This window comes from Rhodococcus sp. NPDC060084 (assembly GCF_042730335.1).
GTDB lineage: Bacteria > Actinomycetota > Actinomycetes > Mycobacteriales > Mycobacteriaceae > Rhodococcus.
This window is the reverse complement of record NZ_JBHWWX010000008.1, coordinates 149,879-159,976: the sequence shown is the minus strand read 5'-3', so window position 1 is coordinate 159,976 and position 10,098 is coordinate 149,879. Positions and strand designations below refer to the sequence as shown.

General features: G+C 66.4%; 9 protein-coding genes. 8 read left to right on the top strand and 1 reads right to left on the bottom strand.

Annotation, left to right across the window (positions count from 1 at the left end):
- The first annotated feature begins 149 nt into the window (after window positions 1–149).
- From ACFWBU_RS07435 to clpX, 3 genes are all read left to right on the top strand, one after another.
- Window positions 150–776, top strand: a complete 627-nt coding sequence (locus ACFWBU_RS07435; RefSeq protein WP_169620475.1) for an ATP-dependent Clp protease proteolytic subunit — start codon at window positions 150–152, stop codon at window positions 774–776.
- A gap of 51 nt (window positions 777–827) precedes the next feature.
- A complete protein-coding gene (locus ACFWBU_RS07430; RefSeq protein ID WP_169620476.1) occupies window positions 828–1,490 on the top strand; it encodes an ATP-dependent Clp protease proteolytic subunit in 663 nt (220 codons plus the stop codon).
- A 228-nt stretch (window positions 1,491–1,718) separates the two neighbouring features.
- The gene (clpX, locus tag ACFWBU_RS07425; RefSeq protein ID WP_169620477.1) at window positions 1,719–2,996 is read left to right on the top strand and encodes an ATP-dependent Clp protease ATP-binding subunit ClpX; all 1,278 of its coding nucleotides are present in this window, start codon (window positions 1,719–1,721) and stop codon (window positions 2,994–2,996) included.
- A 102-nt stretch (window positions 2,997–3,098) separates the two neighbouring features.
- On the opposite strand, the gene ACFWBU_RS07420 is transcribed toward clpX, so the two are convergent.
- Complete coding sequence (locus tag ACFWBU_RS07420; RefSeq protein ID WP_169620478.1) at window positions 3,099–4,022, bottom strand: 3-oxoacyl-ACP reductase; 924 nt, start codon at window positions 4,020–4,022, stop codon at window positions 3,099–3,101.
- Between the two features lie 382 nt (window positions 4,023–4,404).
- On the opposite strand from ACFWBU_RS07420, the gene ACFWBU_RS07415 reads away from it, so the two are divergent.
- The 5 genes from ACFWBU_RS07415 (at window position 4,405) to ACFWBU_RS07395 (ending at window position 10,073) form a co-directional block, all read left to right on the top strand.
- A complete protein-coding gene (locus ACFWBU_RS07415; protein ID WP_169620479.1) occupies window positions 4,405–5,034 on the top strand; it encodes a TetR family transcriptional regulator in 630 nt (209 codons plus the stop codon).
- Between the two features lie 125 nt (window positions 5,035–5,159).
- The gene (locus ACFWBU_RS07410) at window positions 5,160–6,323 is read left to right on the top strand and encodes a steroid 3-ketoacyl-CoA thiolase (RefSeq protein WP_169620480.1); all 1,164 of its coding nucleotides are present in this window, start codon (window positions 5,160–5,162) and stop codon (window positions 6,321–6,323) included.
- Window positions 6,324–6,353: 30 nt separating this feature from the next.
- The gene (locus ACFWBU_RS07405; protein WP_296550926.1) at window positions 6,354–8,543 is read left to right on the top strand and encodes an acyl-CoA dehydrogenase; all 2,190 of its coding nucleotides are present in this window, start codon (window positions 6,354–6,356) and stop codon (window positions 8,541–8,543) included.
- 7 nt (window positions 8,544–8,550) lie between these two features.
- Window positions 8,551–9,420: a MaoC/PaaZ C-terminal domain-containing protein gene (locus ACFWBU_RS07400; protein ID WP_378527932.1), complete on the top strand. Its 870-nt coding sequence runs from the start codon at window positions 8,551–8,553 to the stop codon at window positions 9,418–9,420.
- A complete protein-coding gene (locus tag ACFWBU_RS07395) occupies window positions 9,417–10,073 on the top strand; it encodes a PaaI family thioesterase (RefSeq protein ID WP_378527931.1) in 657 nt (218 codons plus the stop codon). Before ACFWBU_RS07400 ends, ACFWBU_RS07395 begins: the two co-directional genes overlap by 4 nt.
- Window positions 10,074–10,098 lie beyond the last annotated feature (25 nt).

Below are 10,098 nucleotides of genomic sequence, written 5' to 3'. Positions count from 1 at the left end.
GTCAACGTGAACGCGAACCCGGTCGTGGGGGGGGGTGGTTGCGCAGCCCCAACCCCACCCCGGCGGGTTGGGCCGGGGGCCCCCCCCCCCCCCCCCTCTTGGTTAGTGTCAGTGTCAGCAATCCACGATTGACGAGAAGGCAGGTACCCGTGACTCATCAGAATCCGGCGACATCCATCGGTCCGACGATGACCTCGGCCACCGCTGGGCTCAATCTCAGCGACTCGGTGTACGAACGCCTGCTCCGCGAGCGGATCATCTTCCTCGGCACCCAGGTCGACGACGACATCGCCAACAAGCTCTGCGCGCAGATCCTCCTGCTGTCCGCGGAGGACCCCAACCGCGACATCTCGCTGTACATCAACTCCCCGGGTGGTTCGGTCACCGCGGGTATGGCGATCTACGACACGATGAAGTTCGTCGAGTGCGACGTCGCGACGTTCGCGATGGGTCTGGCTGCGTCGATGGGCCAGTTCCTGTTGGCTGCCGGTACCAAGGGCAAGCGTTACGCGCTTCCGCACGCGCGGATCATGATGCACCAGCCGTCCGCAGGGATCGGTGGCACCGCGAGCGACATCGCGATCATGGCGGAGCAGTTCGCGCACACCAAGCGGGAGATGGCAGAGCTGATCGCCGAGCACACCGGGCAGAGCGTCGAGCAGATCACCGCGGACTCCGACCGCGACCGGTGGTTCACGGCCAAGGAAGCACTCGAGTACGGCTTCGTCGACCACGTCGTCGCACGGGCCCAGCAGGCCGGCGGCACCGGCAACTGATCCCCGGGATCCACCGACCCGCTCCACGCCCCACGAATTCTTGGAGAAGCGATGACCAACATGTTCGATCCGCGCCAGCTCGGCGGCCAAGCTCCGGCTTCCCCGGCGAGCCGCTACATCCTGCCCTCGTTCATCGAGCACTCGAGCTACGGCGTCAAGGAATCCAACCCGTACAACAAGCTGTTCGAGGAACGCATCATCTTCCTCGGCGTGCAGGTCGACGATGCGTCGGCCAATGACGTCATGGCGCAGCTGCTGGTGCTCGAGTCGCTCGACCCGGACCGCGACATCACGATGTACATCAACTCGCCCGGTGGCTCGTTCACCTCGCTGATGGCCATCTACGACACGATGCAGTACGTCCGCGCCGACATCACCACGGTGTGCCTCGGGCAGGCCGCGTCGGCAGCAGCGGTGCTCCTCGCTGCCGGCACCCCGGGTAAGCGCCTCGCGCTGCCCAACGCGCGTGTGCTCATCCACCAGCCCTCGACCGGCGGAATCCAGGGCCAGGTCTCGGACCTCGAGATCCAGGCCGCGGAGATCGAGCGGATGCGGCGCCTCATGGAGACGACGCTCGCGCGGCACACCGGCAAGGACGCGGATCAGATCCGCAAGGACACCGATCGTGACAAGATCCTGACCGCCGCGGAGGCCGTCGAATACGGATTGATCGACAACGTCCTGGAATACCGGAAGCTCTCCGCACAGAAGTAGCCGAACGGCCCGGCCCGACCGCGTGTCTCGCGGTCCGGGTCGGGCCGATGTGCAATTGTGATCGGCACCATGTGCAGGGCATATAAATATGGCCGGAAACGCCGAGAAGCGGTCGACCCGACTGCCGGACTCCGGGTACGGTCGAGCCAACGGCCCGTTCCCAGGGCCGGCGCGCAACGAGAATCGCGGCAGCAGTTGCACGCACACGAGGAAGTAGGGACCTGACAGATGGCACGTATCGGTGACGGCGGAGATCTGCTCAAGTGCTCGTTCTGCGGAAAGAGTCAGAAGCAGGTCAAGAAGCTCATTGCGGGTCCCGGTGTCTACATCTGCGACGAGTGCATCGACCTCTGCAACGAGATCATCGAGGAAGAACTCGCCGAAACCAGTGAGGTCAAGCTCGACGAGCTACCCAAGCCTGCCGAGATCCGGGACTTCCTCGACAACTACGTCATCGGCCAGGACTCCGCCAAGCGGACGCTCGCCGTCGCGGTCTACAACCACTACAAGCGCATCCAGGCCGGCGACAAGGCCCGCGACGCTCGTGGCGAGACCGTCGAACTGGCCAAGTCCAACATTCTGCTGCTGGGGCCCACCGGCTGCGGCAAGACGTACCTCGCCCAGACCCTCGCGAAGATGCTCAACGTGCCGTTCGCGATCGCCGACGCCACCGCTCTCACCGAGGCGGGATATGTCGGCGAGGATGTCGAGAACATCCTCCTCAAGCTGATCCAGGCAGCGGACTACGACGTCAAGCGCGCCGAGACCGGCATCATCTACATCGACGAGGTCGACAAGATCGCTCGCAAGAGCGAAAACCCGTCCATCACGCGCGACGTGTCGGGTGAGGGCGTGCAGCAAGCCCTGCTGAAGATTCTCGAAGGCACCCAGGCTTCGGTGCCCCCACAGGGCGGGCGCAAGCACCCCCACCAGGAATTCATCCAGATCGACACCACGAATGTGCTGTTCATCGTCGCGGGCGCGTTCGCGGGACTCGAGCGGATCGTCTCCGACCGGATCGGCAAGCGCGGCATCGGGTTCGGTGCAGAGGTGCGCTCGAAGGCCGAGATCGACACCACCGATCACTTCGCCGACGTCATGCCCGAAGACCTCATCAAGTTCGGTCTGATCCCGGAGTTCATCGGCCGTCTGCCGATCGTGGCATCGGTGACGAATCTCGACAAGGAATCGCTCGTCGAGATCCTGTCCGAGCCGAAGAACGCACTCGTCAAGCAGTACGTCCGCCTGTTCGAGATGGACGGCGTCGAACTCGAGTTCTCGCAGGACGGCCTCGAGGCGATAGCGGACCAGGCAATCCTGCGGGGCACGGGCGCTCGCGGTCTCCGCGCCATCATGGAGGAAGTCCTCCTGCCCGTCATGTACGACATCCCCAGCCGCGACGACGTCGAGAAGGTTGTGGTCACCGCCGAGACGGTCACCGACAACGTGCTTCCGACGATCGTCCCGCGCAAGACAGATCGTGACCGTCGCGAGAAGTCGGCCTGACCGCCTTCGGGCAACGGCTCTTCGAACGACTCGGCCCCGGCAGGATTCCTGCCGGGGCCGAGGTCTGTTCGGGTGAAGGTCGCGCCGTAGCTCGGGGCGTGATCAGTCGACCGCGAGGGCAGTCTTCTCCAGTTCCGCGATGCTGTAGGCGGCGTAGTTCTCGTACTTCCCGCGTCCGGTGAAGTACGACGACAGCTGTTCGTCGAGTTCCTCCACGGTGAATGCGGAGCCTGCTGCGTCGAAACGGTTCTCGACCTTCGGGGAGTCCATGAGCGCGACCATCTTGCCGTACACCACGAACACCTGGCCGTTGATCTCGTGCGAGGCGGGGGAGGCAAGGTACGTGACGAGGGTGCCGACGCGTTCGGGCGCGAGCGGGTCGAGACCGGTGTTCGCAGCGTCGGCCTCTCCGAACGCCTCGGCGGTCATGGCCGTCCGGGCGCGCGGGCAGATGGCGTTTGCAGTGACGCCGTAGCGGGAGAGTCCCTGTGCGGTGGACAAGGTCAGGGCAGTGATGCCTGCCTTGGCGGCCGAGTAGTTGGGCTGTCCGGCAGAGCCGAAGAGGAATGCCTCCGACGAGGTGTTGATGACCCGGCCGTACACGGGACCACCGGTTTCCTTGCTGGCGGCGCGCCAATGGACGGCGGCGGCGTGAGACGTCGCGGCGTGACCCTTGAGGTGCACGCGAATCACGTCGTCCCAATCGGATTCGGTGAGGTTGAAGATCATTTTGTCGCGGAGAATGCCGGCGTTGTTGACGAGGATGTCGAACGAACCGAATGCCTTGACGGACTCTTCGACGAGGCGTCCTCCGAGCGACCAGTCGGAGACGTCGCCGGTGACGGCGATTGCCTGCCCGCCCGATGCGACGATCTCTTCCGCGACCTGGTGTGCGGCGTCGCCCATGTCGTTGACGACGACGGCGGCACCGGCGGCGGCCAGTGCGAGAGCCTCGGCCCGGCCGAGCCCGGCTCCGGCGCCTGTTACTACTGCGGTGCGACCGGCCAAACCGACTGTTTCACCCATGCGTTCGTCTCCCGTGTTCGTTTCCGTGCCGAGCTGGAGCCCGCAGGAAAAGTGATATTCATTCTAGTTTGGTCCTCGGGTGGGTCCGGACGGGTCGTACGGTCTCACTGGGCGGGAGTGCCGCGACCGCCGCTACCGGGGTCTCCGTCGCCGGTGGTGCATTGTCGCGGCGGGGATGACCTCCGCTGATGCGCGTCGCCACCCGAGTGCGGACAACGAGCGAAAAGTGTTTGCGCCCAGTGTGTTCGAATCCCCGTTCCGGTCGCTTCGCAGGAGGCGACGAGGTGCGAGATCTCACTGACCGGTACCCGAACCGCCCGGGACGGTAGGGGTGAGGATCTACGCTCTGCTTTCGTCCGAGGTGAACGAAGGGGGATGCGAGATGCCCAGGATCGGGGCGGCACGCGACGCGGCGGAGCCCAGCTCGACGGAACAGCACGCGCGATACGACCGGATCCTGACGGCTGCGGCACGACTGGCGGGGGACAAAGAACTCGAGCGCGTACAAATGCAGGACGTCGCCAAGGCGGCAGGGGTCGCGATCGGCACGCTCTATCGCTATTTCCCGTCCAAGACCCACTTGTTCGTCGCGGTGATGGTCGACCAGATCGACCGCATGGGCATCCAGTTGTCCCGGCGTCCCTCTGCCCCGGCCTCGCCGTCCGATGCCGTCTACCAGGCATTACTGCAGGCGACGCGGGCGCTGGTGCGTACGCCGCTCCTGGCGAACGCCATGATCCGGTCCGCGTCGTCGTCGAATGCCGCCACCATTCCCGATGTCTCGAAAATCGATCAGCACTTCGATCGACTGCTCCTCGCGGCGGCGGGAATCTCCGAGCCCACGGTGCGAGACGCGACGGTGGTGCGGCTGGTGGTCGCCCTGTGGTTCGGTCTCGTCCAGGGGGCACTCAACGGCCGGACCTCCATCCCGGAAGTCGAGTCCGACCTGCGCGTCGCCTGCGACCTGCTCCTCGTCGATCTATCGGTGGGCCGGCCTCGATCGAACGGGTGAGCTGCGGCGGCACCCGAGGAAGCCTCCTCTCGCACTGCAAGTCCCGCTTGCCGGGACAAGTGCGGAACTCCGGCCGGCGACAGAAATAGAATAAATTTCAGAAACGCCGACACTTCAGGAGTGGCATGAGCAACGTCGTCATCGTCGAGGCCGCACGTACGCCGATCGGCCGCCGCCGCGGACAGCTGGCCGGAGTGCACCCCGCCGTGCTTCTGGGCACCGCCCAGAAAGCACTGCTGGACCGCACCGGACTCCCCGCCGGGCAGATCGGCCAACTGGTCGGTGGCGCGGTCACGCAGGCGGGGGAGCAGTCCAACAACGTCACCCGGCAGGCGTGGCTGCACGCCGGCCTCCCGTACACGGCTGCCGCCACCACCATCGACTGCGCGTGCGGTTCGTCGCAGCAGGCGGTGCACATGGTCGCGGGACTGATCGCGTCCGGGCAGATCGACGCCGGTATCGGCTGCGGCGTCGAAGTGATGAGCCGAGTTTTCCTCGGTCAGGCCAACGCACCCGGCACGGGTAACCCGTACCCGGCGGACTGGTCGATCGACATGGGTGACCAGTTCACCTCGGCGGAGCGGATTGCCGCCAACCGTGGCATCACGCGCGCCGATGTCGACGCCTTCGGGCTGGAGTCGCAGCGTCGCGCCGCGAATGCGTGGGCCGAGGGACGGTTCGACCGTGAAATCGTGCCCGTCGACGCGCCGGTCGTGACCAAGGACGGAGAACCCACCGGTGAGATCGCCACCGTGACGCGCGACGGTGGTCTCCGCGACACCTCCGCGGACGCCCTCGCGGGGTTGAAGCCCGTGATCGAGGGTGGTATCCACACCGCCGGCAACTCCTCACAGGTCAGCGACGGTGCCGCCGCAGTCCTGCTGATGAGCGAGGACAAAGCACGGGAGGCGGGGCTGCGGCCACGCGCCCGGATCCTTGCGTCCACCCTGGTGGGCTCGGACCCGTACTACCACCTCGACGGACCGATCGACTCCACTCGGGCGGTGCTCGACCGCACCGGAATGTCGTTGTCGGACATCGATCTCGTCGAGATCAACGAAGCGTTCGCCTCGGTCGTGCTGTCCTGGGCACAGGTGCACAAGGCCGACCTGAGCAAGGTCAACGTCAACGGCGGTGCCATCGCCCTCGGGCATCCGGTGGGCTCCACCGGAGCGCGACTGATCACCAGTGCTCTGCACGAGCTCGAGCGGTCGAATCGCTCGACCGCACTGATCACGATGTGCGCAGGCGGCGCACTGTCCACAGCCACCGTCATCGAGCGCATCTGACGCCGTGATCTTCTATCAAGGGACCCGTTCATGACTTTGGGATTGAGTGACGAGGACCGCGAGCTTCGTGATTCCGTACGCGGCTGGGCGGCACGACACGCGACGCCCGAGGTGATCCGCGCGGCTGTCGATGCCGAGGCGGAGACCCGGCCGTCGTTCTGGGGTTCGTTCGCCGACCTCGGCATGCTGGGACTGCATCTGCCGGAAGACGTCGGCGGCGCCGGCTTCGGTTATCTCGAAACCGCTGTTGTCGCCGAGGAACTGGGCCGAGCCATGGTGCCCGGACCGTTCCTCCCGACGGTGATCACGTCCGCGGTTCTGAACGAGGCGGGGCGTCGAGCGGAACTCGAGGGACTGGCGAACGGTGCACTGTACGGTGCGGTGTCGCTGCAGCCGGGCCGGCTGCGCATCGTTCGCGACGGAGCCTCGGTCAGCCTGTCCGGCACATCGGGAGTCGTGCTCGGTGGCCAGGTGGCCGACGTGTTCCTGCTCGCCGCCGACGACGGGGGCGAGCGCGCATTCGTGGTGGTCGCTCGTGACCGTATCGGCGTCACGGACCTGCCGAGTTACGACGTGGTGCGGCGCAACGCCGAGATCACCGCGGACGGGCTGGCCCTCTCCGATGATGACGTGCTGACCGTGGACCCCGGCCGGGTACTCGACATCGCCGCAACGTTCTTCGCAGCCGAGGCGGCCGGCCTCGCGGACTGGGCCACCACGACCGCCGCGGACTATGCGCGGGTGCGCCGGCAGTTCGGCCGTGTCATCGGCCAGTTCCAAGGCGTCAAGCACACCGTCGCACGAATGCTCTGTCACACCGAGCAAGCCCGCGTCACGACGTGGGATGCGACTCGCGCACTGGGCGAGGACATTTCCGCCGATGAGGCCTCGCTCGCCGTAGCCGTCGCTGCGTCCGTCGCCCCGGAAGCGGCATTCCAGGTCACCAAGAGCTGCATCCAGGTTCTCGGCGGTATCGGTTACACCTGGGATCACCCCGCCCACCTCTACATGCGGCGCGCTCAATCTCTGCGAATCCTGTTGGGCTCCACGGCGTCCTGGCGTCGCCGAGTGACTGCTCTCACGCGCGCCGGTGCCCGCCGGGTGCTCACGGTCGACCTTCCACCCGAGGCGGAGCAGATCCGAGCGGACGTCCGCGCCGAACTCGAGCCGGCCACCCTGCTCGACGATGTGAAGCAGAAGGCGTATCTGGCGGAGAAGGGCTACACCACACCGCACCTTCCCGAGCCGTGGGGCAAGGCTGCCGACGCCGTCACCCAACTCGTCATCGCCGAGGAGCTGCGCGCAGCAGAGCTCACACCACACGACATGATCATCGGCAACTGGGTGGTGCCGACGCTGATCGCGCACGGCAACGCCGAGCAGATCGAACGGTTCGTCCCGCAGTCGTTGCGCGGCGATCTCGTGTGGTGCCAGCTCTTCTCCGAGCCCGGTGCCGGCTCCGACCTCGCGGCCCTGTCCACCAAGGCCGTCAAGGTCGACGGCGGCTGGAAGCTCAACGGGCAGAAGGTGTGGACGTCGATGGCGCGGGTCGCGGACTGGGGCATCTGCCTCGCCCGTACCGACGTGGACGCACCCAAGCACAAGGGTCTGTCCTACTTCCTGATCGACATCAAGAACACCGAAGGTCTCGACATCCGGCCGTTGCGGGAGATCACCGGTGAAGCTCTGTTCAACGAAGTGTTCTTCGACGATGTGTTCGTGCCCGACGAATGCCTGGTCGGTGAGCCCGGCGACGGGTGGAAGCTCGCACGCACCACCCTCTCCAACGAGCGGGTGTCCCTGTCCCACGACTCCACGTTCGGGGCCGGCGGCGAGGCCTTGCTGGCACTGGTGGAGAACGCTCCCGGGGGACCGGACGACGAGCAGCTCAGCGTCCTCGGCAAGGTGCTGAGCGACGCGCAGTCCGGTGGCCTGATGGGGCTACGCGCCGCCATCCGCTCCTTGAGCGGTGGCCAACCGGGTGCCGAGTCGTCGGTCTCCAAGCTGATGGGTGTCGAACACATCCAGCAGGTCTGGGAACTCGCGATGGACTGGGCCGGTCCCGCCTCGCTGGTCGGTGAGCAGGATCGCTCGTCCGCAACGCACATGTTCCTCAACGTGCAGTGCATGTCCATTGCCGGCGGTACGACGAACGTCCAGCTCAACATCATCGGCGAGCGGATCCTCGGTCTGCCCCGCGATCCCGAACCCGGAAAGTGAACGCACCATGCCTATCGACGTGAACGCCGCACTCACGGCCGCTCCCACGGTCCGCGAGGCCGGATGGACCGAACGGGACGTGATCCTCTACCACCTCGGTCTGGGTGCGGGTGTCGACTCGCTGAACCCGGCCGAGCTGGAATGGGTCTACGAGAAGAACCTGAAGGTCCTTCCGACATTCGCCATGGTTGCGGGACAAGGCGTCTCGGCCGGCGCGGTCACAGCCGCCGGGCTGAACCTGCCGGGAATCGACATCGACCTGCGCAAGATTCTTCACGGCGGGCAGTCCCTCACCGTGCACGCCCCCATCCCGGTCTCGGGCGCCGCCACGATTTCGTCGCGTGTCGCCGACGTGTGGGACAAGGGCAAGGCGGCGGTGATCGTGCTCGAGCAGTCCGCGCAGGACTCCGGTGGAAAGCCGTTGTGGACCACGGCGATGCAGATCTGGGCCCGAGGGGAGGGCGGCTTCGGTGGCGATGCCGGGCCCGATGGGTCGCACGCAGTGCCGGAGCGGAGCCCGGACACAGTCCTCGCGTCTCCGACGAGTACGCAGCAGGCACTGGTGTACCGGCTCAGTGCCGATATGAACCCTCTGCACGCGGACCCGGCATTCGCGAAGATGGCAGGTTTCGACCGGCCGATCCTGCACGGTCTCGCCTCGTACGGCATCGTCTGCAAGGCGGTGGTCGACGGTGTGCTCGACGGAGACCCCACCGGTGTCCGGACGTTCTCGGTGCGGTTCGCCGGATCGTTGTACCCGGGAGAAACGATCGAGACCGCGGTGTGGCACGACGGCGACACCCTCACCGTGCTCGCGACTTGCCCCGAACGCGACGGGCAACCGGTGCTGACCCACGCCACGATGGAGATCCGATGAGAGTAGATCCGAACGTCCACCCCACCGTCGGGAATGCGCCCGACGGCACGATCCTGACGTCGGCTCCGCAGGACACCGCCGTCGACCGGGCCGCAGCCGCTGCTCGGCGCGTGGTGGACGCGCTTCTGCGCACCGACCGCGACAACGCGAACCTCGAGCGGGTTGCGGAAGAACTCGACAGTATCGCCGCCCACCTCGAGGAGCACGCTCCCGAGGTACAGGAACGGCTGGTCGATATGTGGCACGGAGAGGGCGTCACCCGGCACGATCCCGTCACCGGTCCGGAGAATGCGCTGGCGCCGCCGCTGGTGCTCGCCGGTCGTGAAGACGGATCGGTGGAAGGGGTTGTGACGCTGACCTTCCCGTATCAGGGTCCGCCCGGGCACGTGCACGGCGGTGTCGCGGCACTGCTCATCGACCACACCCTCGGTGTCGCGAATGCCTGGGCAGGACGCAGCGGGGCGACCGCACAACTCAACGTCAGGTACCACCGGCCCACCCCGTTGTTCGAACCGCTGACCGTGACCGGCCGGCTGGTTCGGCAGGACGGCCGCAAGATCGAGACGGTCGGCGAGATCAAGACCGCGGACGGCGCCGTCTGTGTCTCCGTGGAGGCACTGTTCATCGACAAAACGGTTCCCCGTCCCCGCTGACGGCAGCGACAGACCGACATCACAG

Coding starts and splice junctions, on each gene's coding strand:
- ACFWBU_RS07430 (WP_169620476.1), top strand. CDS start 828: ATGACCAACATGTTCGATCCGCGCCAGCTCGGCGGCCAAGCTCCGGCT.
- clpX (WP_169620477.1), top strand. CDS start 1,719: ATGGCACGTATCGGTGACGGCGGAGATCTGCTCAAGTGCTCGTTCTGC.
- ACFWBU_RS07420 (WP_169620478.1), bottom strand. CDS start 4,022: ATGGGTGAAACAGTCGGTTTGGCCGGTCGCACCGCAGTAGTAACAGGC.
- ACFWBU_RS07415 (WP_169620479.1), top strand. CDS start 4,405: ATGCCCAGGATCGGGGCGGCACGCGACGCGGCGGAGCCCAGCTCGACG.
- ACFWBU_RS07410 (WP_169620480.1), top strand. CDS start 5,160: ATGAGCAACGTCGTCATCGTCGAGGCCGCACGTACGCCGATCGGCCGC.
- ACFWBU_RS07405 (WP_296550926.1), top strand. CDS start 6,354: ATGACTTTGGGATTGAGTGACGAGGACCGCGAGCTTCGTGATTCCGTA.
- ACFWBU_RS07400 (WP_378527932.1), top strand. CDS start 8,551: ATGCCTATCGACGTGAACGCCGCACTCACGGCCGCTCCCACGGTCCGC.
- ACFWBU_RS07395 (WP_378527931.1), top strand. CDS start 9,417: ATGAGAGTAGATCCGAACGTCCACCCCACCGTCGGGAATGCGCCCGAC.